20 protein-coding genes are annotated in these 24,501 nt (G+C 65.0%); 15 read left to right on the top strand and 5 right to left on the bottom strand.

Features of this window, described 5'->3' with window-relative positions; translation table 11 throughout:
• The first annotated feature begins 11 nt into the window (after positions 1-11).
• Together ACFTE1_RS23185 and ACFTE1_RS23180 are read left to right on the top strand one after the other, a co-directional pair.
• The gene (locus ACFTE1_RS23185; RefSeq protein WP_380618933.1) at positions 12-1,166 is read left to right on the top strand and encodes a DNA polymerase III subunit delta'; all 1,155 of its coding nucleotides are present in this window, start codon (positions 12-14) and stop codon (positions 1,164-1,166) included.
• A gap of 289 nt (positions 1,167-1,455) precedes the next feature.
• Positions 1,456-2,367 carry a LysR family transcriptional regulator gene (locus tag ACFTE1_RS23180; RefSeq protein WP_380618935.1) on the top strand — a complete coding sequence of 304 codons (912 nt, stop codon included), beginning with the start codon at positions 1,456-1,458 and terminating at the stop codon, positions 2,365-2,367.
• Here ACFTE1_RS23180 and ACFTE1_RS23175 read toward each other — a convergent pair.
• Positions 2,321-3,253 carry a DMT family transporter gene (locus ACFTE1_RS23175; protein WP_380618937.1) on the bottom strand — a complete coding sequence of 311 codons (933 nt, stop codon included), beginning with the start codon at positions 3,251-3,253 and terminating at the stop codon, positions 2,321-2,323. The two genes, ACFTE1_RS23180 and ACFTE1_RS23175, sit on opposite strands and share 47 nt — an antisense overlap.
• A 266-nt stretch (positions 3,254-3,519) precedes the next feature.
• On the opposite strand from ACFTE1_RS23175, the gene ACFTE1_RS23170 reads away from it, so the two are divergent.
• From ACFTE1_RS23170 to ACFTE1_RS23150, 5 genes are all read left to right on the top strand, one after another.
• Entirely contained in the window at positions 3,520-4,251 is a 732-nt protein-coding gene (locus ACFTE1_RS23170) for a hypothetical protein (RefSeq protein WP_380618939.1), read from the top strand.
• Between the two features lie 265 nt (positions 4,252-4,516).
• On the top strand, positions 4,517-4,678 hold the full coding sequence (locus tag ACFTE1_RS23165; protein ID WP_380618941.1) for a hypothetical protein: 162 nt from the start codon (positions 4,517-4,519) through the stop codon (positions 4,676-4,678).
• Positions 4,679-4,895: 217 nt separating this feature from the next.
• On the top strand, positions 4,896-5,330 hold the full coding sequence (locus tag ACFTE1_RS23160; RefSeq protein ID WP_380618943.1) for a hypothetical protein: 435 nt from the start codon (positions 4,896-4,898) through the stop codon (positions 5,328-5,330).
• A 486-nt stretch (positions 5,331-5,816) separates the two neighbouring features.
• Entirely contained in the window at positions 5,817-8,672 is a 2,856-nt protein-coding gene (locus ACFTE1_RS23155; RefSeq protein ID WP_380618945.1) for a BTAD domain-containing putative transcriptional regulator, read from the top strand.
• Positions 8,673-8,905: 233 nt separating this feature from the next.
• Positions 8,906-11,785, top strand: coding sequence for a BTAD domain-containing putative transcriptional regulator (locus tag ACFTE1_RS23150; RefSeq protein ID WP_380618947.1), 2,880 nt, complete (start codon positions 8,906-8,908; stop codon positions 11,783-11,785).
• On the opposite strand, the gene ACFTE1_RS23145 is transcribed toward ACFTE1_RS23150, so the two are convergent.
• Complete coding sequence (locus ACFTE1_RS23145) at positions 11,782-14,550, bottom strand: DEAD/DEAH box helicase (RefSeq protein ID WP_380618949.1); 2,769 nt, start codon at positions 14,548-14,550, stop codon at positions 11,782-11,784. The genes ACFTE1_RS23150 and ACFTE1_RS23145 overlap by 4 nt on opposite strands.
• Before the next feature lie 106 nt (positions 14,551-14,656).
• On the bottom strand, positions 14,657-15,247 hold the full coding sequence (locus ACFTE1_RS23140; protein WP_380618951.1) for a hypothetical protein: 591 nt from the start codon (positions 15,245-15,247) through the stop codon (positions 14,657-14,659).
• A 195-nt stretch (positions 15,248-15,442) separates the two neighbouring features.
• Between ACFTE1_RS23140 and ACFTE1_RS23135 the strand changes: the two genes are divergently transcribed.
• Positions 15,443-16,033 carry a hypothetical protein gene (locus ACFTE1_RS23135; RefSeq protein WP_380618953.1) on the top strand — a complete coding sequence of 197 codons (591 nt, stop codon included), beginning with the start codon at positions 15,443-15,445 and terminating at the stop codon, positions 16,031-16,033.
• 75 nt (positions 16,034-16,108) lie between these two features.
• On the opposite strand, the gene ACFTE1_RS23130 is transcribed toward ACFTE1_RS23135, so the two are convergent.
• Together ACFTE1_RS23130 and trpS are read right to left on the bottom strand one after the other, a co-directional pair.
• The gene (locus ACFTE1_RS23130) at positions 16,109-16,696 is read right to left on the bottom strand and encodes a 2'-5' RNA ligase family protein (RefSeq protein WP_380618955.1); all 588 of its coding nucleotides are present in this window, start codon (positions 16,694-16,696) and stop codon (positions 16,109-16,111) included.
• Positions 16,697-16,778: 82 nt separating this feature from the next.
• Positions 16,779-17,807 carry a tryptophan--tRNA ligase gene (trpS, locus tag ACFTE1_RS23125; protein WP_380618957.1) on the bottom strand — a complete coding sequence of 343 codons (1,029 nt, stop codon included), beginning with the start codon at positions 17,805-17,807 and terminating at the stop codon, positions 16,779-16,781.
• Between the two features lie 76 nt (positions 17,808-17,883).
• Between trpS and galE the strand changes: the two genes are divergently transcribed.
• The 7 genes from galE to ACFTE1_RS23090 all read left to right on the top strand — a co-directional run bounded on the left by galE (position 17,884) and on the right by ACFTE1_RS23090 (position 24,365).
• Positions 17,884-18,849, top strand: coding sequence for a UDP-glucose 4-epimerase GalE (gene galE / locus ACFTE1_RS23120; protein WP_380619316.1), 966 nt, complete (start codon positions 17,884-17,886; stop codon positions 18,847-18,849).
• Positions 18,849-19,352, top strand: coding sequence for a type III secretion system chaperone family protein (locus ACFTE1_RS23115; protein ID WP_380618959.1), 504 nt, complete (start codon positions 18,849-18,851; stop codon positions 19,350-19,352). The genes galE and ACFTE1_RS23115 overlap by 1 nt, the downstream gene beginning before the upstream one ends.
• A gap of 64 nt (positions 19,353-19,416) precedes the next feature.
• Positions 19,417-20,169, top strand: a complete 753-nt coding sequence (locus tag ACFTE1_RS23110) for a phosphoglyceromutase (RefSeq protein WP_380618961.1) — start codon at positions 19,417-19,419, stop codon at positions 20,167-20,169.
• Between the two features lie 98 nt (positions 20,170-20,267).
• Positions 20,268-21,317: a sensor histidine kinase gene (locus tag ACFTE1_RS23105; RefSeq protein ID WP_380618963.1), complete on the top strand. Its 1,050-nt coding sequence runs from the start codon at positions 20,268-20,270 to the stop codon at positions 21,315-21,317.
• A gap of 106 nt (positions 21,318-21,423) precedes the next feature.
• Positions 21,424-22,113 carry a winged helix-turn-helix domain-containing protein gene (locus tag ACFTE1_RS23100; RefSeq protein WP_380618965.1) on the top strand — a complete coding sequence of 230 codons (690 nt, stop codon included), beginning with the start codon at positions 21,424-21,426 and terminating at the stop codon, positions 22,111-22,113.
• 91 nt (positions 22,114-22,204) lie between these two features.
• Positions 22,205-23,167: an ABC transporter ATP-binding protein gene (locus tag ACFTE1_RS23095; protein WP_380618967.1), complete on the top strand. Its 963-nt coding sequence runs from the start codon at positions 22,205-22,207 to the stop codon at positions 23,165-23,167.
• 4 nt (positions 23,168-23,171) lie between these two features.
• Positions 23,172-24,365 carry an ABC transporter permease gene (locus ACFTE1_RS23090; RefSeq protein ID WP_380618969.1) on the top strand — a complete coding sequence of 398 codons (1,194 nt, stop codon included), beginning with the start codon at positions 23,172-23,174 and terminating at the stop codon, positions 24,363-24,365.
• The last annotated feature ends 136 nt before the right edge of the window (positions 24,366-24,501 follow it).

Genomic DNA, 24,501 nt, shown 5'->3' with positions numbered 1-24,501 from the left:
AAGGACACGCCGTGGCCGCACCCGTCTTCGCCGACCTGGTCGGCCAGGAGGACGTCGCCGAGACCCTGACTTCGGCCGCCACCGGGCAGGGCCTGACGCACGCGTGGCTGTTCACCGGCCCGCCCGGCTCCGGGCGGTCCACCGCCGCGCTCTCCTTCGCCGCGTCGCTCGAATGCCCCGAGGGCGGCTGCGGGGACTGCCCCGCGTGCCACACCGTCCTCGCCGGCAGCCACGCCGACGTCACCCGCGTCATCCCCGAGGGGCTGACCATCGGCGTCGACAATGTCCGCGGCCTCATCCAGGGCGCCTCCCGCTCCCCCACCTCGGCGCCGTGGCGGATCCTCATCATCGAGGACGCCGACCGGCTCACCGAGGCGGCGGCCAACGCACTGCTCAAGGCCATTGAAGAGCCGCCCCCGGCCACGCTCTTCCTGCTGTGCGCGCCTTCGGACAACCCCGCCGAGATCTCGGTGACCATCCGCTCCCGCTGCCGCCTGGTCGCGCTGCGCCAGCCGTCGGCCGAGTCCGTCGCCCGCCTGCTCATGACCCGCGACGGCGTCACCGAACGCGAAGCGAGCCTCTACGCGCACGCCACCGCCGGGCACATCGGCCGCGCCCGCCGACTCGCCACCGACCCCGAGGCCCAGGCCCGCCGCGACGCCGTCCTGGCCATCCCCCGCTCGCTCTCCTCGCTGGGCGCCTGCTTCACCGCCGCCGCCGAGCTGGTCGAGAAGGCCGAGGCCGAAGCGGCCGACACCTACACCGACCAGTCCGCCCGCGAGCGCGACGAGCTGGAGACCGCGCTCGGCAAGGGCGGCACCGGCAAGGGCGCGACGAAGGCCGCGCGCGGCAGTGCCGCGGCGCTAAAGGAGCTGGAGAAGAGGCAGAAGACCCGCGACACCCGCGCCCAGCGCGACTCGCTGGACCGGGCGCTGGTCGACCTCGCCGAGTTCTACCGCGACGCCCTGGCCACGCGTCTGGGCGCCCAGGTCCGTCTGGTGCACACCGACATCTCGGACGTCACGAGGGCGGCCGCCGCGAAGCTGTCGGCCGAGTCGCTGCTGCGGCGCGTCGACGCGATCATGGAGTGCCGGGAGTCTTTGGGGCGCAATGTGCGCCCCCGTATCGCCGTGGAGGCGATGATGTGCCGGCTCTGGAGGGACTGAGCGGTCGCTCGGCCCAAGGGTCGACGACCGTGATTCCGGTATCGTCGACATCCTTGACGTTACGGGTCAACAGTGTGGCTCCGTTCGCCGCGCATATGCCCGCGATCATGGCATCGGCAACGCCCACCGCCCGGCCCTGTCGACCTTCTGACCTCCAAAATACGCGCGCTCTTCCCCGCCGTCTCCGTGTCGAAGTCGAGAACCATCACCTCCGACTTCCCATGCTCGCGCCAATATTGGCGCGGCACCCTGCCGGACACGCGGACTTCTCCTATACGATCGGGTCACCATGGAACTGCGCCAGCTCGAGACCTTCCAGACCGTTGCCGAACACCTCAGCTTCACCAAGGCCGCCGCCCGCCTCAACTACGCCCAGTCGACCGTCACCGGCCAAATCAAAGCGCTGGAATCCTCCCTCAAGGCCACCCTGTTCGACCGCCGCGGCGGTACGATCCGCCTCACCGACGAGGGCCGCCGGATCCTCAGTTACGCCGAGCGGATGCTCGCGCTCGCCGACGAGGCGAGGGCCTCGGTCGCCGAACCGGCCGACCTGGAGGGGTCGCTGGTCGTCGGGACCATGGAGAGCATCACCTCCTACCGCATGCGCGACCTCCTGGAGCTGTTCCACCACCGCTACCCGGGCGTGCGGCTCTTCCTCCGTCCGAGCCTCTGCGCCGAGACGTGCGAAGCACTGCACAACGGCGACTATGACCTCGGCTTCCTCATGGAGGACACCACGTCCTTCCCGGGGTTGGACGGCGTCACCCTCGTCCGCGAGGAGCTCGACCTGGTCGCCGCGCCCTCGCACGAACTGGCCGGAAGGCCCTTGGACACGGCCGACCTATTGGACCAGGCGATTCTCGTCCCCGAGCGCGGGTGCGCGTTCCGCGACCTCTTCGAGAAGGAGCTGACGTCCGGAGGCGCCGCTCCCTCTCTCATGGAGCTGGGGACCGTCGAGGCGGTCAAGCGCGGCGTCGCCTCCGGTCTCGGCATCGCGCTGCTCCCCCGCATGACCTTGGAAGAGGAGACGGTGAAGGGCGACCTCGTCCGGCTGGACTGGAGGCCGCCCTTCACCCTGCATTCCCAGTTGGTGTGGCGCGAGGACAGGCGCCTGACGCCCGTGCAGAGGCTCTTCGTGGAGCAGACGGTTCGGGCTATGCGCGAGCAGGAGCCCGCTCTGGCTCCTCCGCCGGTTTATTGACGCCCCACCCGAGAGTCACGCCGAGGCTGGCCGCCACGATGAGCGGGATGCCGAAGGCCTGGACAAGGGTCACGGTCTGGCCGTACACGGCCCAGTCGACGAGCATCGCCACGGCCGGGTAGGTGAAGGCCAGCACGGCGATCCGGGCGGTGGGCAGTTTCTGGTAGGCGGAGTACATCAGCACGTACATCAGTCCGGTGTGGATGACGCCCAGTCCGACCAGCCATCCCCATCCTGCGCCGAGGGACGCGGTCTCTTCCAGGGCAGTGAAGGGCAGCAGGAGGAAGACGCCCAGCGTCAGCTGCACGAGGGCCACCAGGTGCGGGCGCACGCCGACCACCTTCTTGGTCAGGATCGTCGCCATGGCGTAGAAGACGGCCGCGAGCAGCGCGTATCCGATGCCCTTGAGATAGGCGGGGTCTCCTCCTCCGGCCAGGTCGCTCGGGGTGAGTCCGGAGACCAGGACCAGGCCGCCGAACGCCACGGCCAGCCATCCCAGCTTCACGGCCGTGGGCCGCTCGCGGAGGATGAGCGAGCCGATGAGCATGACGAAGAACGGCTGCGTGTGGTAGACGACCGTCGCCACCGAGATCGAGGCCCCCTCGTAGGACTCGAAGAGGAACGCCCAGTTGAAGACGATGAACGCCCCGCCGAGAGCCGCCAGGCCGAGCTTCTTGGGAGTGAAGCCGGTGTCGCCGAAGTAGCCGCGCGCCCAGCTGTAGAAGCCGAGGGCGAGCGCGCCGATGAGGCAGCGGAAGAACACGACGTTGTAGACCGAGGCCCCGGACTCCACGACGAAGACTCCGAGGGTTCCCGAAAGCGTCATAGCGGCGACGAGCTCCGCCGTGCCCTTCCTCTGTCGGGTCGCTGTGGCCAGGGTGTCCATGGCTTTCTCCTTCTCGTTTCGCCGGGGTCCGTTGAAGGGAAAGCTACGCCCGGGCGCGGCGGGGCCACAAGAAATCGCCCCGGCGCCCCTCCGATGGCCCCATCGGGAATGCCGATGACCGCAGGTCGGAACCACATCGAAGCACCTGGTTTCACGAGGATTCCTAATTTCGACGGCGCTCGGCGTGTCGCGGAGCGGTTTCTCCTATAGTCCGGAGTGGTCCATACGCGTCCTCAAGGGAGAGACGCCTGTTCAAGGGAGACTCCATGACACAGACCGCCGCAACCGCCAGTCGCCGTTTCGCCACCGGTGTCGCCGCCGCGTCCGTGGGCGTGCTCGCATTCGCCTCTTCCGCCGCCGCGCAGGACGACGCGCCTCAGCCCAGTTCCTTCGACGACATCCTCTGCAATCCGATCTCGATCGAACTGGTCTCCCCGGGATTCGCCTTCACCGCCGGAGACCAGACGCTGACCACCGGCGAACTGACGGGCGGGACGACGGTCGTCTGGAAGGAGGACCCTGTCACGCTGCTCGACTCCGAGAGCTCCCTGAAGGCCTTCCAGCCGTATCAGTATGAACGGCAGGACGTGTCAGGGTCCCCGACGGCCGACGACGCGGCCGCGGCGGAGGACTTGCTCGCCATGACGGACGTCCGGTTCCGCAGCACGATCGGGCAGGAGTTCTCCGAGGACACCGTCGACGCCGAGTTGGTGTTCTCACTCGACACCATCGCCACCGGCGTGGAGCCGGACCTGGCCGAGGACCGGTGGACCTACGCGCTCGGCTCGTTCGACGTCTCCTTCACGTACGTCCACGAGGGCGAGACCACCGTAGCGCAGGCGGAGTCGGTCACCCTGTACAACTCGGTCGACCTCACCGCCTTCACCTCCACGGCCCACACCGAGGGAGCGGTCGAGCTGACCACCGAGGCGGGATCGTCGGTCACCATCGAAGGCTTCGAGTCCGAGCTGACCGGAATGGACATGAACACCGAGTGACTCGAACGCACGGAGGCGGGGCGCGGAATCATCCGCGCCCCGCCTCTTTTTGAATGTTCCAGGAAGGCCTCCAGCAGCCCGCCATACAGCGGAATACGCGCAGTGAGATAGCTGGGGCCTGCAGCCCCGGTCTCCGGTTGGCTCAGCGACACGTGGGGCCGCGATCCACCGCCGCACTGGGAACGGCCGGCATCGACGCGGGGAGAGGGCAGCGGCCCTCATCGGCCTCGACGGGAGTGGGACAGTCGCCGACCTCGTGTGGTGTATGGCGCTCTTCGGACTGGGCGTCGGGCTCTTCGTCGGAGTCCAGACCGCTCTCACCCTGTCGGACGTTCCCGGAGACCTCGCCGCGTCGGCCTCCGGGGCGATAAGCTTCGCCCACCAGACCACTATCGAGACGGCGCCCGCGCTCGACACCATCGCCTAGAGCCTCAGCGGCAACAGTGTTACCGGAATGTGAGGCGCCGTCGTAGTCCTGACCGCCATCGCGGCCATCGGGCTGTTCACCCTCCCGAGGTCGGGAATCCCGACGAGCGGCGATAGTCACTTCGGCTGATTCCAGCTGACTCACCCGCGAATCGACCTGCCTAGCTGCCCGCAGAGTGGCAGACTGGGACCAACCACCAGTCCGCAGAAAGGCCATAATGGACAACAGCCATCTCTTCAAGGACGCCATGCGCGCCATTGCCCTCGGTCGCCCCAGCGAGGACCTCGTCGAGAAGATCCCAGAAGAGGACATGGACGAGTGGGAGACCTATACCGCCGCCGTCTTCGCCGGGGTCATCGAGCAGACCCTCCCCGAGGAACCCGGCTTGGAGGCGATCCGCGACTTCGCGGAAGAGACGCGCTCCCGATTCGAAGACCCCGATATGCCGTTCCCGTCACTCGTCCTCGAGGGCCTCATACGGATCATGGCCGGAGAGGACCACCTTCTCGAACAGATCGATCCTGAAATCCAAATCGAGGTCTCCCTGCTCACCATCCACCGGGTCGCCATCGACGACGACCAGGTCAACGCGAACCTCGAGGACTACCTCGATAAAGCCATCGCGCGGGCCGAGGAGTGGCTGGCGGTCTGAATCAGGCTATCGCCACGTGATGTCCGTCTTCAGAGACACCAATTCATAGCGGTCGGCTGGGATTCGTGTCCCGCGCCGGACACCCCGTGGCGGTCCACATCAACAGACTGTCGCGGCTATGTCTGAAGCGTCCAACGTCACCGATGGGGGCGGCGGCAACGATGCTCAGATGATCGTGCGAGCTCCAAGTCCGGAAGCTCGTGCGAAACCAACCGCAGCAGATCGTCCTTGACCTCGACCATAAGCCGCTAATTCTCCGCTAAGTAAAGTAAAGAGGCCCCGCCGGACTGCCTCGTGCAGCGGGGCCTCTTAAGGGGCGTCGGGGGATCGAACGCCCCAGGGGGGATACCGGCCGGTTGCCCGACGACCGCGGCATACATGCCCAATGTTGAGACCGCGTCCGTCAGGCGAACCCTCCGAGAACCAGTCTGCAGGACGAAGTCCTACAACTTTCATAAATTCTTCCTACACCGGTATGATGGCTCCATGAGCTCTAGTAACGGCCCCAACAAGAGCCCGAAACTCTATGCGAGCCTATTCGGACCAGTCCGATTCGAGCTTGACGGAAGACCTCTTCTCCTTCCTGGCCGTCAGCTCCCGAAGCTCATGAGCCTCTTGGCCTTGAATCCCGAACGACCGCTATCTCTGGAATTGGTCATCGATCTAGTCTGGCCGGACCGGGTGCCCAAGAACGCCATTCGAATGGCCCAGAACCTCGTCAGCCGACTACGATCAATCCTGGTAGCGGCGGATGGTTCCGACGTGATCGTGGAGCAGCGAACGGTCACGCTTGTTGGAATCGATTCCGACGTCGCACGATTTGAATCGCTAGTCTGTGAAGCTCGTGCTGAAGGTGCCAATGGCGATTTCAACACTGTGTGCTCCCGCTACGATGCGGCCCTGAACCTTGTCGCCGGTACGCCGTTGGAGGGGGTCGACGATGTCCTGCCGGCAGACGCTGCTCGCCTCCGGAGGATGATCGACCAGGCGCGAACGGCTCTGCTGGAATCCCTCTTGAACGTCGGAGACCACGGACGGGCCATCGAGGTCGCAGACGAGATCTTGAGTGCCGACCCCCTTTCTCAATCGGCCACAAAGAACATGATGATCGCGCATTACCAGCGCGGCGAGATCCAGAAGGCCTGCGATGCTTATCTCCAACTGAAGGAACGTCTTAGAGTGCAGCTGGGCCTCGACCCGAACACGGAACTCCTGGAGCTGTATCCCAAGATTCTGCGTGGTGAACTCACCACAGGCGCTCGCCCCGCTACCTCGAGCACGGAGCCCCCATCGGCCATTCCTCGCCAATTGCCGACAGCACCGGCGAACTTCCTCGGCCGCCGTGATATCGAACTCAAACTCGAAAAGCTGCTCTCGCAGAGAGGATCTGACGGCCACCCCGTCGTCATCGCCGTGAACGGAGTCGGAGGGATAGGGAAGTCAGCCCTCGCAGTACATACCGCTTACCAGGCCGCACGGGAGTTTCCAGACGGGCAGCTCTACGTGAACCTCCATGCCGCCACACCCGACACGGAACCACTCACGCCGAAACACGTCCTACAAAGATTTCTTCGAGCCTTCGGAAAGCAGCCTGACGACGGTCAGGACACCGACGAGGCCGCAGCGCAATTCCGCTCGGTAACTGCTGATAAGAAGCTGTTGATCGTACTCGACGACGCCGGAAACGCCGAACAGGTTCAACCTTTGCTCCCTAGTGGAGGCGAATGCGCCGTTATCATCACCAGCCGTCGCCCGCTCACCTCGATCAGTGAGGCGGTCACCATCCCACTGGATACTCTGGACGAATCGTGCGCGGTAGATCTTCTGACCACCGGCACCGAACACCTGATCCCCGAAGCCCGACGGGACGCTCTCTCTGAACTTTCGGGATACTGCGGGGGTCTCCCGCTGGCCCTGTGCATTCTGGCCGCGCGGCTCAAAGCCGGGCCACCTGAAGAACTCCACCATCTACTCGACTCCATGCGCGATGAGTCCGAGCGGTTGGACGAATTCACTGATGACAAGCGCTCTCTCACGGCCGGTTTGAGAGTGAGCGTCCGCGACCTGGAGACGACCGTAGAGGGTAGAGAAGCAGTCCGACTCTTCACCGCCCTGGGAACCCACTGGGGTCCGGACATAAGCATTGAAGCGGCGGCAGCCTCGATCGACACGACCGTCGCACGATCCCGCCGTTTGATGCGGATGCTCACTGAATCCCGGCTGGTCAACGTCACTGGCCCCGGCAGGTATCAGATGCACGACCTCGTCAGGCTGTATGCCGGCCAGTTGGCCAAAGGTTTGACACCTACCGAGTATCGAGATGTTGTTGGTCGAACGAGGACCTTTTACTTGCAATCCGTCAGACACGTACTGGATCTCCATAGTCGTTCAACCTCGGATAGGCTCAACTTCCTCGATGAGGATCCGGGCTGCCGGCGAGTCTCCCTCAATAGCCCCGAAGAGGCCTACGACTGGATCGATCGGGAGTTTCCCAACATCCTAGAGCTCGGGAGACAGTCGCTGGAACCGGATTCGGAGGACAAAGAGTTTCTGGCCCTGCTGAGTCTCTTGAGCGCCCGTCCAATGATCGAACGCGGTGCCATGAGAACAGCTGTACTTCACCTGATGAATCTGGCGAAATCAGCCATGGACGGGCTGCCTTTGCCATACGACATACTGATATTGACTGATCTCAGTGGTGAGCAGATACATCTTAAATTGCTGGACGAAGCCAAGTCGAATGCCGAAACGGCATATCAGGCCGCAGACCGGTTCGACTTTCATAAACTGACCTCCCACCTTGCCATCACCAAAGCCCGCATAACCTGGTTGTCCGGCAGACCTTACCAAGCGCTCAATGAGCTAGATCAGGCGTATCCGTTTGCGTTGAATCGAGAAATCTGGGTAGATGTAGCTTGGATAAATACCTACAAATCCCGCATACTCGGACGCCTGGGCAGATGGGATGAGGCACTCGAAGCCACAGGTATGGCCGTAGCAGTCATAGCTGATAAGACAAGCATCCCCAACCACCGCCGAACCCTCGCCACATTTCAAAACTCGCTCTCCGACAGATTGATTCGAGTAAACAAGTTCCGGGAGGCATATAGCCTTCTCACCGAGCTGATCGCCTATTTCATTGAAATCGAGGACACTCGTTCGAGAGTGTACGCCTCGACTCTATGGAACATGGGAGAAGCCTGCTACGGGCAGGGACGCGCGGACGAAGCCAGGAGATATTGGGATGAATCAGCAACGATCGCACGCTCCATTGAGCTTATCAATGACGCCGAGCTCGAAGAAGTACTGACCAATCCACGGCCGCATATACCTGAAAGGTAAGAACTCATAGAGAAGTCAAAGGAGGCCCCGCTGGACTGCCTCGTACAGCGGGGCCTCTTGGGGACGTCGGGGGATGAAACGTCCCGGAGGAGGATACTGACCAGAACCTGCCGATCGCGGTGTACATGCCCAATGCCAAGACCGCGTCCGTCAGGCGAACCCTCTGAGACCCAGTCTGCAGGACGGAGTCCTACAGGTTTCATAAACTTCTCCTACGCCGGTATGATGGGCCCATGAGCTCTAGTGACGGACCAGACAAAAGCTCGCAACTCTACGCGAAGTTTCTCGGCCCGGTTCGTTTCGAGTACGCCGGCGAACCGCTGTACCTCCCAGGGAGTCAACTACCTGCACTTCTAGGGCTCCTGATAATGCAGTCCGATCGCCCGGTATCGCTCGATGCCATCATCGAGCACCTTTGGCACGGACAGCCGCCCAAGAACTCGATTCGCATGGCACAGAATCTAGTGAGCCGGCTCAAATCAATCCTCTCCGATGCTGGGCATCCTGGACTGACTGTGGTCAAGCGTGCCGTTACTCTGACTCAAGCAAGCTCGGATGTCACCGAATTTGAGAAGTTTGTCGCCGAAGCACGTTCTGCCTGTGCCAGCGACAGGCACGCAAGTGGGGCCGAAGCGTTTGCATCCGCCTTGGGTCTTGTCAGCGGGCCGCCGCTCATCGACCTAGAAGGTGCGCTATTCGCGCCGGAAGCCGCTAGACTGGACCAGCTCCTAGACCAGGTAGAGTCCGAGCGTCTCGAGGCCCTGCTCCAAGCGGACAAGATAGACCTGGCAATAGAGCAATCTCTCCTGGCCATCGCCCGGAGCCCTCTATCCGAGCGCGCCACCAAGGTGTTGATGGAGGCCTACTACCTCAGAGGCGAAACCCAGAAGGCTCTGGAGGCTTTTGAGAGGACCCGCGATCGGCTAGGAGAGGACCTCGGCATGGACCCGAGCTCTGAACTCCAAGCAATCCACCGTTCCATACTGCGAGGCTCCAGCCTAAGATCGAAACCTTCATCAGCTGCGGGCAGTACAGCTCATGGAACCTCCATCCCACATGAAACTCCGGCCGGACCTGCGGCTTTTCTTGGGAGGGACCAGGAACTCGCCGAACTAAAGAGACAATTGTTCGAAGCGAATGAAAACGGGCGAACGGGCATTGTAAATATTAATGGGGCCGGGGGAATCGGAAAATCGGCCCTGGCGACCAGTCTTGGCAATGAAATTGCCGATGAATACCCCGATGGCCAGCTTTATGTCAATCTTCATGGAGCTACACCCGGATTGACGCCCCTCGAGCCTCGGGTTGCATTGAAGCGTTTTCTCCGATCCCTTGGTTCAGATACGATCGCCCATAAGGACCCTGAAGAGCTGTCCGGGCACTTTCGCACTGTCGCTAGACCGAGGAGCCTTCTCCTCATACTCGACAACGCCCGAGATGCCAGTCAGATTCGACTGCTTCTTCCCAACGGTCCGAAGATAGCCGTCATAGTCACAAGCAGGCAGCCTATCTCCTCTATAGATGATGCGTACTGTCTGCAACTTGGCGTTCTTGATTCAGGTTCTTCGGTTTCCCTTCTAGAGAGTTCAATCAACTCCACATCAACGCAAAGAAACAGAGAAGTACATGAACTTGCGAGATTCTGCGGTGGCCATCCGCTGGCTCTTTGCGTGATCTCCGCGCGAATTAAAGCACAGTCCCCTGATGGAATCCAGACCGTTCTCGAGTCACTGCAAAAGTCGAGGACCAAGTTGCCCGAGTTCGCCGACAACGAGCGATCAATATTGGCCAGCCTGGACCTGAGCATCGCCGAATTGAAGAGATCTCGGAACGGCCAACACGCCGTCGAACTGTTCAAGGCCATGGGCCTCTGGGTCGGCAACGAGCTGAGCCTCGATGCAGGGGCCGCATCCATGGGACTGCCGGTGGAAGAAACTGAAGCGCTCTTCAAGAGGCTGGAAGAATTTCGACTGGTCGACCGACTTCCATCCGGCCGGTTTCAAATGCACGATATTATCAGACTCTACTCGATTCACCTATCCACTGACCTTCCGCTGGACTACCAACGAGAGATAATAGCTAGGACTAGAAATTTCTATCTCTACTCGTGCCGACAGGTCCTCATCATGTATGATGCCGCCCTGGAACTCAGAGTGAAGCTTTCCAACGGAGTCCCTGAGAATCACCGGGTCGTCTTCTCAACCATCGAAGAAGCTTTTGCGTGGATCGATGTGGAACTTACCAACTTGGTCGAACTGGCTCGCAGCGCATTGAACCCACCGCATTCAGACCACCAATTCATCGGCATACTGAGTTCATCTTTCTTTCCAGTATCCCTTCGAATATCGCACCGGCCTGAAATACTTGATCTTCTGGAGTTGAGTGACTCCGTGATCGAGGACCTGGACGGCGATCTATCCGTATACACGCTATGCGATCTGGGTAGACAGTACATATTGACCTCAAATTACGAGAAGGCCTCCCACACCCTGGAGCGAGCCGAGAAGGCAGTCACTAGAGAGCGCATGTGGAATCGGCTGATCTGGGTCCTCGCGGAGCATGCCCGATTGAAGTCCAAACAGGGTGACTTCCACGCCGCATTGGCTGATTTCAGCAGATCACGCGAGCTGGCCGTCCAGCACGATCATCATGAGTACATCATCTGGACTGACATGTATTCAGCCGGAGTATACGAACAATTGGGAGATAGCAATAGAGCGATAGCGCTTTGCGAACGTGCGATTCGCCATGCCAAATCCAATGGACTCGAAAGAACTCAGATATACGATTTCGCAAGCATCAGCGTAAATTATGGAGCCCGCCTGATGAATGGGAATCAAACTCTGAAAGCAATTGAAGTCATATCCAGCTCGATGAAGTTCATCGAATACCACTCTTTCACTGAAAGCAACATCTACGTCGAGCACCTGTGGAGACTGGCTGATGCATACTACAGTCAAGGATCCGCACAAGAAGCCCGAACGTTCTGGACTGACGCTGCCGATATCGCTCTGAAAATCGAGACGATATCAGAAAAGCAGCACCGTCAAATTCTGAACTCTACTCCACCGGTTCTGAAACTTGACGATCTGCATTTAGGCCATCGGCATTAGGATGCGAGCCGGGATTGAATGGCCGTAATCGCGTTGTCGGCACCATCGTCGAACGTTGACGGCACGGCATTCATATGACGCCAGTCGTTGTCCTTCAGAACTCTGTGCCGGTCGAGGTGCGCCCGGACGCCGTCGGGGTGGGGCAGACAGGTGACGGCTAGAGCGTCTTCTCCCTCTCCCACTACGAGGTCGATGAAGTGGTGCCCAATCTTGTAGCGGTGCCGAACCGGAATCTTCTTAGCGGCGAGCGCGTCCACCAATTCCTTCGTCCACGCGTTCTCCGGTACGTCCGATCCATCCAGCGACACGTCGGGAAGACGCTCGCAGTAGGCGAGGAAGTCGGCCACGAGAGGTGGGGGCTTCTGCAGCGAGGTCACGACATGGAGGTGCCTGCGAGCACGGGTGACCATGACGTTGAATAGGTTCGGGTCGGCCAGCCTCTCTAGGCGTTCAGACGCGTCCTGATCGGTGGCGGTGAACAGGGCGATCACTTCATCGGTCTCGGAACCTTGGAACGTATGCACTGTCCCGGAAGCGATGTTGTGCTCGGCAAGCTCTTCCAAGGTGAAGGTCTCAACGAGAGCGGTCTCCAACGCCTCGGCCTGGTCCGGGAACGGCGTAATGAGGGCTATGGAGGAGTGGCCGTCCTTGACGAGGTCCTGAAGCAGCGAAAGGGCCTTGTCGATCTCGACGTGATTGACAACCGCGGACGATGAACTGCTAGGGGCAGACGACTCGGGGGTTGCCGGTCGCTGCGGATCGTCGGAATCGTCCCCGCTAGTAGCGGTCCCTTCTGCATGCGTCCCATCGACCCGGTGCACGGTGATCGCGGACGTGTTGTGGTGCCGCGGATGAGTGGTCACGGGCTCGACCCGACCGTTGTAGAACCGCTCGGCGGAGAACCCGATCAGGTGCGGCGCCCCGCGGTGGTGCTCGGTCAGGTCGGTGGTCGGCCAATGGGTCGCGGCGATGTCGTAGACGGACGTGGTCCGCACGCCGGTCTCGTCGAGAGTGCTCAGCTGCCAGGGGTCGCCGGCGATGACGGCCCGGCGAGCACGGCTGAGCGCACCCACCGCATCGCGCTGGCCCATGTGGCCGGCTTCGTCGAGGATCAGCAGGTCGAACAGCCCCGGCGCCTGGGGCAGGATGGCGTCGATGTCGCGAACCGTCCCGATCCAGAGCGGCGCGACGTCAGTCAGCTCGTCCGGGTTCACATCGCGCAGCAGCTTGGCCCGGTGGCGCCGGTTGGCGTGGGTGAGCGCGGCGGCGACGGCGTCCAGGACGGGACCGGGCTTGTTGGCGCGAGCGTTGAGGAACTCGGTGTTGGCCTCCTGCTGGCGCGCACGGGCATGGTCGTACTGGGCGAGGAGCTGGGTGACTTCGGTGTACCCGTGGTCGGACAGCTCCTTGGCCACACGCCGGTCGGCCGCTTCGTCGAAGGCTTGCCGCAGGCGGGAAAAGTCGTCGGACCCCACGCGCCGGGCGAGCCTCTTGTGCAGACGGCGCCTCTTCCATGCGGCCCACCGCCCCTGCGGTTCGAAGTCCAGCTTGTCGGCCTGACGACGCAGGTTGTCCAGCTCGTCCGCAGCGAGATCGGCAAGACCCGGATACTGCTCGAGCGCGTCCGCGGAACCGCTCTGGACCCGCATGTAGGCCTTCTCGGCCTCTAGTCGCTGTTCGACTTCGTCCAGGACGCGTTGGGAGAGCCGTTCCTGTTCCTTCATGACGCGGTATGACTCGCGCACGGACACGGCGTGGGCCATGGCGTCGTCACCGAGCTGCGTGAGGAAGCGCCCGCGCCGCTCGCTGTCGCCGAACTGCACGGGCCGTGGCCCGGGATAGCGGTTGATGAGATTGGCGAGCACGTCGGCGGCGTAAGAGGACTGGGTGGCGATGAGGACCGACTGGTGGTGCGCCAGAGCGTCCTGGGCAATGGCCGCCAGAGTGTGCGTCTTTCCGCAGCCGGGGGCGCCGGCGATAACGCTGACGGGCTGGGAGCGCGAGGCGTGGACGGCGGCGATCTGGTCGTGCCCCAGGGGGAGAGAAGTGACCGGCGCGTTGGTGGAGGGCTCGATCTCCTCGGCGGCGTACTCCTCGCACCCGTAGAGCGCGGAGACGGCCGTGTTCGTCAAGTCGGGCAGGGACTTCCACCGGCGCAGCTGAGTCGGGTCGGGGCCGCGTCGCCGCGAGGTGTCCACATAGACGGCCCCGGTGGCGACGAAGTAGAGGCCTTCCGAACCTCGCTCGGGTGGAGAGTCGACGACTTCGAGGTCGTAGGGCAGCGCGTCGACGAGTCCTGCCAGCCAGTCGGCGTCGCGGTCGCTGCGGTAGGTGAGGTCGTTTCCGGCCAGCTCCGAGATGAGGCTGTCGTGGTAGGGGGTGTCGGCCAGTTCGCTCGCGACGGCGGGGTCCCCGGCGGAGAAGATGAAGTAGTCGCCGGCCTTCCCGGCGCCGGGCTGGATGCGCACCGGGTGGCTGACGACGGGGAAGCGCACGTCGCGGTCCTCGCCGTCGATCTCCAAGCGGCCGATGACGAACCCCCACCCGAAGCGGAGCAGGCGCTCGTCCCGGTGGAGGGCGTCGTAGCCGGCGAGGGCGCCGGCGCCCTGCACCATCATCTGGCTGGCGGTCCACTGCAGTCGGGAACCCACGACGCCCGAGTCGGCGCGGCCGGAACGGGGCGCGCGCTCGGTCAAGTCGGCGAACACCTCTCGCACCTGGCGTGGGAGAGAGGCGGTCTCTACGGGGCTGGGCACAACCGTCATTCCTCTATTCTACGGTCTGCCGAGGGCGAGCGGTACCGGCGCTCGCGCCCTGGGGGAGCGGGGACTCGGAGCGTCTATTTCCTTGTGCCCGTGGGTAATCCGTATCCTATTGCGCCCAGAGGTGTTGGATGAAGGCGTCGGTGACGCGGGGTCGCGAACCGAGCCGCTGCCAGCGGTACCAGGAGGCCTCGTCGGTGATGCGCACGAAGATGTCGCCGTCCTCCTCGAAGGGCTCGCTGAGCGCGCGGTAGTCGTCGTGGAAGGACTCCCGGCTCCACCACCAGAGGCGCCGCCCCAGAAGGAAGGCCACGTCGGCGGCCGGGATCGGCGTGCGGGAGGGCGGGATGTCGGGGTTGACGAGCCTCTCGAAGAGGGTCGGCATGGGCGCCAAGAGCTTGCCCGTGTTGGGCGCCAGGGTCTCGATCCAGACCTGGTCGGCCTCCCACAGTTCGGTCGCGGGGTCTTCGCCGTCGTCGGCGGCGCGGTAGTGCTCCGACTCGGGCGCTATGGGCACCAGGAGCTTCCGCTCCACGGTGACGGGCGGATAGGCGCGCTGGTCGGCCCGCCAGCCGATGCCGGCCTCCCCGCACACGGCGCGGGCGCCGTCCATATCGAAACAGCGAATGGAGGGCGTGTAGTCGATGACCTCGGGAAGGGCCGCAGGGGTGTCTGTGTACTCGCTGTGATCGGCAGGCATGCGCTCCGTTTTCCTCTCCTGGCTTAGGAACAGGGTAATGCTGACGCTCGGAGGCGGTGACCGTGGGTATCGGGAAATCGGAGAGCCTGGCACATTTTCGGGATTCAAGGGCGGGCCCGCCCCCCTTAGAGTTGAGGACATCAAAGCGAACGGGAAATAAAGCGACTAGCAAGCTTCAGAGCAAAGGATGCGACCATGAGCGAATTCGACACTGACGTGACCGACGGTTTCGACCTGGATGGCGACGGCGTCGCCGACGACACCACCACCGCCGGCGACCAGACCTTCATCGACGCGAACCACGACGGCCACGCTGACGGCGTCGCCATTGACACCGACGGCGACGGCGTCGCCGACGAGCTGCACCTGGACACTGACGGCGACGGCTCCTTCGAGACCGAGGTTGTGGACTCCGACGGCGACGGCGTCGCCGACACCCTGCTGTCGGACACCTCCGGCGACGGCACCGTCGACCAGGTCATGTCCGACACCACCGGCGACGGCCTCATCGACACCGTCGCCTCCGACACCACCGGTGACGGAGCGACCGACACGGTCGCCGTGGACAGCGACGCGGACGGCGTCGTGGACCACATGGAGATGGACACCGACGGCGACGGCGACGCCAACGTGGTCATGTCCGACACCGACGGCGACGGGTTCATGGACTCAACCGAGTACTCCAACCCCGAGCAGCCGCAGTTCGACCCGAACCCGGGCGACCCGAACGCCGAGGCCGGCTCCGACGGCGAGTTCCTGCCGACCGGCGACGAGCAGGCCAAGTAGCATTCGCCGTCGCGAGACGGCGCACGACCTCGTGCCTCCCGGTGCGCGGCCCTTCTGGCGGAGCCAGGAGGGCCGCTATGCGTTCGCGTGGGAGGCGCGCCCCAGGTCGTATTTGCGGCGAGGCGTCCACGGCGTCGGGATGGTCAGGTCCCCCACGTCCCGCGAGTGCGTGTAGAGGATGAAGTGGTCGACCGTCCACTGCGCCTCGAAGCCGGCGAGCTTGTCGAAGGCGGTGTCGAGGTCATCCTGTGACACGTTCTGGGCGACGGTGACGTGCGGATGGTACGGGTACCGGGAGGTCTTCGCGACGGGCCCGCTCCCGATGGACGCGGCGAGGCGCTCGCACGAGGCGATGCCGCGCGCGACGGTCACGAACACGACATCGGTGACCGGCCGGAAGGTGCCGGTTCCGCGCAGGTGCAGCAGGAACGGCTCGCTCGCCCGGGCGGTCTCCGCGAGGTGCCGCTCGAAGACCGGGAGGGTCTCCGCCGTGATCTCGGTCGGCGCCAGGAGCGTCAGGTGGGCGGGCACGATGCCGCCCAGCGGATCGCCCGAGTCGATGCGGGCCTTGTCCAGATCACTGAGCCATGGCTCGGGCAGGGGAATGGCCACCCCGACGCTCAATGCCTCGGCGCCTTCCTGTGAGCGTCGCTCGTCACCCATCACACGATCACCTCCGACCTGCCATGATAGACCAACGGTGACGGCCTGGCGACCGTCACCGTGGTTCAAGGCGGAAGGGGCGTCACATTCGCGGCGGACGGAAGCCGACCTTCTTATAGGCCTTGAACAGGGTCTTCCGCGCGGCGGAGGCGGCGCGCTCGGCGCCGTCGTCGAGGATCCGCTCCAGCTCCGCCTTGTCGTCCAGGATCTCCTTGGTCCGCTGAGCGATGGGGCCGAGGTTGTCGGCCACGACGTCGGCGACGGCGGCCTTGAAGTCCCCGTAGCCCTTGCCCTCGAACTCGGCCTCCAGCTTCTCGACCGAAACTCCGGAGAGGCTGGAGTGGATGTTGAGCAGGTTGGAGACGCCCGGCTTGTTCTCCGGGTCGTAGGCGACCCGGGCCTCGGAGTCGGTCACGGCGCTCTTGATCTTCTTGCGCATGACGTTGACGTCGTCGAGGAGGTAGAGGCAGCCCTTCGGGCTCTCGGAGGACTTCGACATCTTCTTATCCGGCTCGGCCAGGTCCTTGATCGTCTCGGTGGACTTCAGGATGTGCGGCTCGGGCACGGTGAAGGTCGGGCCGAAGCTCTGGTTGAAGCGTTCGGCCAGGTCGCGGGAGAGCTCCAGGTGCTGCTTCTGGTCCTTGCCCACCGGCACGTAGTCGGCCTGGTAGAGGAGGATGTCGGCGGCCTGCAGGATCGGGTAGGTGTAGAGGCCCACCGAGACGCGGTCGGACTTGGCCGACTTGTCCTTGAACTGGGTCATGCGGCCGGCCTCGCCGAAGCCGGTCTGGCATTCGAGGATCCACGACAGCATCGGGTGCTCGGCGACCTGCGACTGCGCGAAGAGCGCGGAGCGGGAGGGGTCGATGCCGAGCGCGATGAGCTGGGCGGCGGAGACGAGCGTGCGTTTGCGCAGGACCTTGGGGGCGTGCAGGACGGTGATGGCGTGCAGGTCGACGACCATGTAGAAGGCGTCGCCCTTGTCCTGCAGGTCGACCCATTGACGAAGCGCTCCCAGGTAGTTGCCCAGGTGGAAGGAGTCCGACGTGGGCTGGATTCCGGAGAGGATGCGAGGCGCGGCCTCGGCTTTCGGTGCTTCGTGTTCAGACATGCCTCCAGTTTGACACCACCTCGCGCCATGGGCCAGCCGATAGGGGCGCGCCTGTAACATCGGGAACGTGAAGATCATGGTGACCGGTGGCGCCGGCTTTGTAGGTTCGACTGTCTCGACCAGGTTGATCGAGGAGGGGCACAGCGTGGTCGTCGTCGACGACCTGACCCACTCGGAGGCCGAGTGGCTCCCGGAGGGCGCCGAGTTCGTGCGCGCCGAGGTGGGCGAGGCCGGCGGCGTGCTCGACCCGTCCTTCGACGGGGTCGTCCACTGCGCGGGCTACATCGAGGCCGGCGAGTCCATGGGCAGCCCGGAGAAGTACTGGCAGTCCAACCTCGTCAGCACGCTGGGCCTCCTGGACGCCATGGTGGAGCACGGCGTGAAGACGATCGTGTTCTCCTCCTCCGCGGGTGTCTACGCCAACGGCGTCCCCGTCCCGATCACCGAGGACGCGAAGACCGACCCGGCCTCCACCTACGGGGCGACGAAGCTGGCGGTCGACATGGTGCTCAAGTCCTACGCCTACGCCCGAGACCTGGCGGCGGTGTCCCTGCGGTACTTCAACGTCGCCGGGGCCTACCGGGACCGCGCGGGGGTCTGGCATGGCGAGAACCACGTCCCCGAGACCCACATCATCCCCATCGCCCTCGAGGTGGCCTCGGGGCTGCGCGAGAAGTTCACCATCTTCGGCGGCGACTACCCGACCGAGGACGGCACCTGCGTCCGCGACTACGTCCACGTCGCCGACCTCGCCGACGCCCACATGCTCGCCCTCGACCACGCCAGGCCCGGCCGCCACGAGGTGTTCAACCTCGGCTCGGGCACCGGGTACAGCAACCGGCAGATCGCCGAGGCCGTCCAGAAGGTCACCGGCCGGGAGTTCTCTGTCGTCATGGGCGAGCGCCGCCCGGGCGACCCTGCCCAGCTCATCGCCTCCAGCGAGAAGGCCGTCGAGCAGCTGGGCTGGACCCCGGGCAGGAACGACCTGGAGACCATCGTCGCCGACGCCTGGGAGTACTTCTCCCGCAAGCGGGAGTCCTGATGCTGGAGAGGCTGACCGCCGCGCTCGAGGAGATGGGCGTCGACTGGCGCCCGCTGCGGAGCTACGCGGGGCAGAAGGAGGTCCCCGGGGCCGTGGTGACCCTGCCGGGCACCAAGAAGCTCAACATCGCCTGCTCCCTGGTCGTCGAGGACCACGCCCTGCGCGTGGAGTCGTTCGTGGCCAGGAGGCCCGAGGAGAACTTCGAGGGCGTGGCCGCAGAGCTGCTGCGCCGCAACGGGAGGCTCTTCGGCGTGGCCTTCGCGGTCGACGAGTCGGGCGATGTCCACCTGGTCGGACGCCTGCCGCTGTCGTCGGTCAACGCCGAGGACCTGGACCGCCTCCTGGGGACTGTCCTGGAGGCCGCCGACGAGACGTTCAACGTCATCCTCGAACTCGGCTTCGCCTCCTCCATACGGCAGGAGTGGGAGTGGCGCCTCGCCCACGGCGAGTCCACCCGCAACCTGGAGGCGTTCCAGCATCTGAAACCCCGCGGGGATCACTGAGAACAGAATCACGATCTTCGTCCATACGGGCTCGTCACCACCGGGCGCGCGGCAGGATGGAGTCATGAGTGCAACCTTGATTCTCCTGCGTCACGGCGAGTCCGAGTGGAACGCCAAGAACCTCTTCACCGGCTGGGTGGACGTCAAGCTCACCGCCAAGGGCGAGGACGAGGCCCGCCGCGGCGGCAGCCTCCTCACCGAGGCCGGCCTGCTGCCCGACGTCCTCCACACCTCGCTGCAGCGCCGCGCCATCAACACCGCCGAGCTGGCCCTCGCCGAGGCCGGCCGCTCGTGGATCCCCGTCAAGCGCCACTGGCGCCTCAACGAGCGCCACTACGGCGCCCTCCAGGGCAAGAACAAGGCCGAGACCCTGGAGCAGTACGGCGAAGAGCAGTTCATGACCTGGCGCCGCTCCTACGACACCCCGCCGCCGGAGATCGAGCCGGGCAGCGAGTTCGGCCAGGACGCCGACCCGCGCTACGCCGACCTCCCGCCGGAACTCATGCCGCGCACCGAATGCCTCAAGGACGTCCTCGAGCGCATGCTCCCCTACTGGTACGACGGCATCGTCCCGGACCTGAACGCCGGGCGCACGGTCCTCGTCGCCGCCCACGGCAACTCGCTGCGCGCCCTGGTCAAGCACCTGGACGGCATCAGCGACGAGGAGATTGTGAGCCTGAACATCCCCACGGGGATGCCGCTCAAGTACGAGCTGGACGAGAATACCCTGCAGCCGCTGGTCAAGGGCGGGGAGTACCTCGACCCCGAGGCCGCCGCCGAAGCCGCCGCGGCCGTCGCCGCGCAGGGCAAGAAGTAAATTCTCCGTGAACCATCCTTGAACGGGGCCTGACCGCGCAGGTCAGGCCCTTTACTCATGTTCTCGAACAACTGCGCGTCACGGTATATGGTTGGAGCGTGAACGCGAACCCGAAGTTCCCACCGGACAGCCCCCTGCCCTGGGAGAACGCCCTGGACACTCTGCAGACGGGCCTGTGCCTCGTGGACGCCGCCCACCGGGTCAAGTACTCCAACGCCGCCGCCCGGCGGCTCGGAGTCGTCGACGACCGCCAGCTCACCTCGCTCTCCCTGCGCCCGCTGCTCTCGCAGGCCCGCCGTTCGGGCCGGGTGCGCGACAGCGAGATCGAGGTCGAGGCCCCCTCCCTGGGCGAGCCCACCGCGCTCGCCGTGCGGATCTCGCCGCTCAACGAGGACCTCTACGTCATCGAACTGCGCGACATCTCCGAGTTCCAACGCCTGGAGCGGGTCCGACGCGACTTCGTGGCCAACGTCAGCCACGAGCTCAAGACCCCCGTCGGGGCTCTGCAGGTGCTCGCCGAGGCCCTGCGGGACGCCGTCTCCGACCCCGACGCCGCCGAACGCTTCGCCTCCCGCGTCCAATCCGAGGCCAGCCGCATGGCCGCCCTCGTCCACGACCTCCTGGAGCTCTCCAGGATCCAGGGCGCCGAGCGCACTCCCGAGGCCCGGCCCGTGCGCGTCGACGCCGTCATCGCCGAGGCGCTCGACCAGAACCGCACCGCCGCCGAGCTCAAGGACATCGCCTTCGAGGTGAAGGGCGAGAAGGGGCTCGAGGTGCTCGGCTCGGAGAGCCAGCTGATCACCGCCGTCAAGAACTTGGTGTCCAACGCCGTGGCCTACTCCCCCGAGAGCACGGCCGTCACCGTCGAGGTGGGCTCCTGCCCGACGCCCGACTCCGTCACCGAGGCCAGGACCGTGTGCGTCACGGTCTCCGACAAGGGGATCGGCATCGCCCCCAAGGACCTCGACCGCATCTTCGAACGCTTCTACCGCGCCGACCGCGCCCGCTCGCGCACGACCGGCGGGACGGGCCTGGGCCTGGCCATCGTCAAGCACATCGCCGTCAACCACGGCGGGCGCGTCGACGTCCGGTCCGCGCCCGAAGAGGGCTCAGTGTTCACCCTGATGTTGCCTGAGCGTTCCGGCTGAGTTGAACGGGCGTCAGACCATGTCGATGGAATGTGCCTGAACCCGCCCCGAAGAGAATATAGAGTCACACCCGGGTTCCCCCCGAAAGATCAGGAAGGTTAGTCCCGTGGCCCGAGTACTAGTGGTGGAGGACGAGGAGTCCTTCTCAGACGCCTTGTCCTACATGCTCAAGAAAGAGGGGTTCGAGGTCACCGTCGCCGCCGACGGCGCGACCGCCCTGCGCGAGTTCGAGTCCACCGGCGCTGACATCGTGCTGCTCGACCTCATGCTCCCCGAGAAGGCCGGCACCGAGGTCTGCCGCGAACTGCGCGCCGTCTCCGAGGTCCCCATCATCATGGTGACCGCCCGCGACACGGAGATCGACAAGATCGTGGGCCTGGAGCTGGGCGCCGACGACTACGTGACCAAGCCCTACTCGCCGCGCGAGCTGGTGGCGCGCATCCGCGCCGTGCTGCGGCGCAGCGCCGACCGCCAGGCGGAGGTGCAGACCTCCACTCTGGAGGCCGGCCCCGTCCGCATGGACGTGGAGCGCCACGTCGTGACGGTGAACAACGACGAGGTCCAGCTGCCGCTCAAGGAGTTCGAACTGCTGGAGCTGCTGCTGCGCAACGCCGGCCGCGTCCTCACGCGGGGCCAGCTCATCGACCGGGTCTGGGGCGCCGACTACGTGGGCGACACCAAGACGCTCGACGTCCACATCAAACGGCTCCGCTCCAAACTGGAGACCGTTCCCTCCAAGCCCCAGCACCTCGTGACCGTCCGGGGACTGGGTTACAAGTTCAACTCCAGGAGCTGAACGCCCCTCGTCTCCTCCTGCCGCGGGAGGAGGACGGAAGATCATGTCCGAGAAGGAGGCGGCCCACCGGTAGGACACCTAATATTTAGGCATGTCCACCACCAGAGTCTCCACCAATGAGACGGTCCTGCTCGCCGAGGGGCTCTCCAAGAGCTTCGGCGACCTCCGCGCCCTCGACGACGTGTCCCTCGACCTCAAGGCGGGACAGGTCCGAGGGTTCATCGGAGCCAACGGGGCCGGCAAGACCACCACCATGCGCATCGTCATGGGCGTGCTCGCCTCCGACGGCGGCTCGATCTCCTTCCACCGTCGGCCGATCACCCCGGACGACCGCCGGCGCGTCGGGTACATGCCCGAAGAGCGCGGCCTCTACCCCAAGATGAAGATCGCCGACCAGGTCGCCTTCTTCGGCGAGCTGGCCGGCATGGGCCGGTCCGACGCCAAGGCCGCCACCGCCGAGCTCCTCGAGCAGCTCGACCTCTCGCACCGCGCGAAGGACTCCGTCCAGGACCTGTCGCTCGGCAACCAGCAGCGCGTCCAGCTCGCCGTCTGCCTCGTCGCCGACCCCGAGGTCCTGATCCTCGACGAGCCCTTCTCCGGGCTCGACCCCATCGCCGTCGACGTCATGAGCAAGGCCCTCCTCGACCGTGCCGCGCGCGGCGTGACGGTCCTCTTCTCCAGCCACCAGCTCGACCTCGTCGAGCGGCTGTGCGACTCGGTGACCATCATCAGCGGCGGCAGGGTCATCGCCGACGGCACCGTCCCCGACCTCAAGGCCCGGGAGGAGGCGCCGCTGCGCGTCCGCGTCGAAGACGCGCCCGACCTGACCGGCGAGTTGCAGGGCGTCGCCCGCGAGGTCAGCAACGACGGCAAGGACTACCTGCTGAAGGGCGCCGACGACCGCGCCGTCCTCTCCCTGGTCCAACAGTCGGGCCACCTCACCCACTTCGCCTACGACCAGCCGTCGATCGCCGACATCTTCCGAGAGGCGATCAAACCGGTGGCGCCGGAACCCGCCCGGCCGGCCGGCGAGCACGACGAGACAGGCAGGTAGAGCCATGACCGAACCGAAGAAGAACAGCTCCTTCCGCGGCATCGGGCTGGTGGCCGCCCGCGAGGTCCGCGTGCGCGGGCTGTCCAAGTCCAACATCATCGCCCTCGTCGTCACCGTCGCCGCCGTCGCGCTGCTGGCGCTCCTCCCCAACCTCTTCAGCGGCGACGACTCCTACACCGTGGGCGTGGCCGGGGAGAACTCCCAGGCCATGGCCGCCGCGCTGGAGCAGAGCGACGACCCCGAGATCGAGGTCGAGCAGTACGGCAGCGTCGACGAGGCCGAACAGGCGGTCAAGGACGAGGACGTCGAGGCCGCGGTGACCGACACCGACCTGATCGTCAACAACGGCGTCGGCCAGACCCTGCAGCTGGTGCTGACCTCCGTCCACCAGAGTGTCGCCTCCGCCGCCCAGCTGGAGGCCCAGGGCCTCGACCCCGCGCAGGTGGCCGAGGCCATGAGCGTGCCGCCCCTCAACGAGGTCGACGTCTCCACCTCCGGCGGCTGGTCCGGCGTCTCCTACTTCTTCGGGCTCTTCGTCTCCCTGTTCATGATGTTCATGATCATGATGCCGGTGCAGTACATCGCCATGGGCGTCATCGAGGAGAAGTCGAGCCGCATCGTCGAGATCCTGCTGACGACCCTGCGCCCCTGGCAGCTGCTGATCGGGAAGATCCTGGGGCTGGGAGTCGTCTCCGTGGTCACCATGGTCGCGGTGGTGATCACCGGCCTGACGGCGGCGGCGTTCTCCGGGGCGCTGCCCGACATGCCCGACGGCACCGCGGGGGTCCTCTTCTCCACGCTCGGCTGGTGGGTGCTCGGCTTCGCCCTGTTCGGCTCGCTCGCCGGCGGTGTGGGGGCGATGGTCTCCCGCCAGGAGGAGGCGGGCGCGGTGCTCACGCCGATCACGCTGCTCATCATCGCCGCCTACATGGGCACGAACATCTCGGTCCTCACCGACCCCGACAGCGGCCTGAGCCAGGCGATGTCCATGATCCCGCCGTTCTCCGCGATCGCGATGCCGGCTCGCACCGCCATGACGTCCGTGCCGATGTGGGAGGTCGCGGTGGCCGTCGCCGGCCTCGCCCTCGCCGCGGTCGGTGCGATCGCTCTGGGGGCGACGATCTACCGCCGCACGGTCCTCCACGTGGGCTCGCGGCTCAAGTTCAGCGACGTCTTCAAGAGGGAGGCCGCCGCCTAGAGGCTCGGCCGTCCGCTCCGAGGCGGTCCCGCCGACCGGAACACGGCCGTTCGCCCCGCGACCCCTTCGAAGAGGGCCCCGCCACCCGGCGGGGCCCTCTTCCGCGTTCCCGGGAGAAAATTTCTTAAATACCCCC

Source organism: Salininema proteolyticum, assembly GCF_042685645.1.
Taxonomy (GTDB): domain Bacteria; phylum Actinomycetota; class Actinomycetes; order Mycobacteriales; family Micromonosporaceae; genus Salininema; species Salininema proteolyticum.
This window is presented reverse-complemented; position numbering and strand designations above follow the sequence as displayed.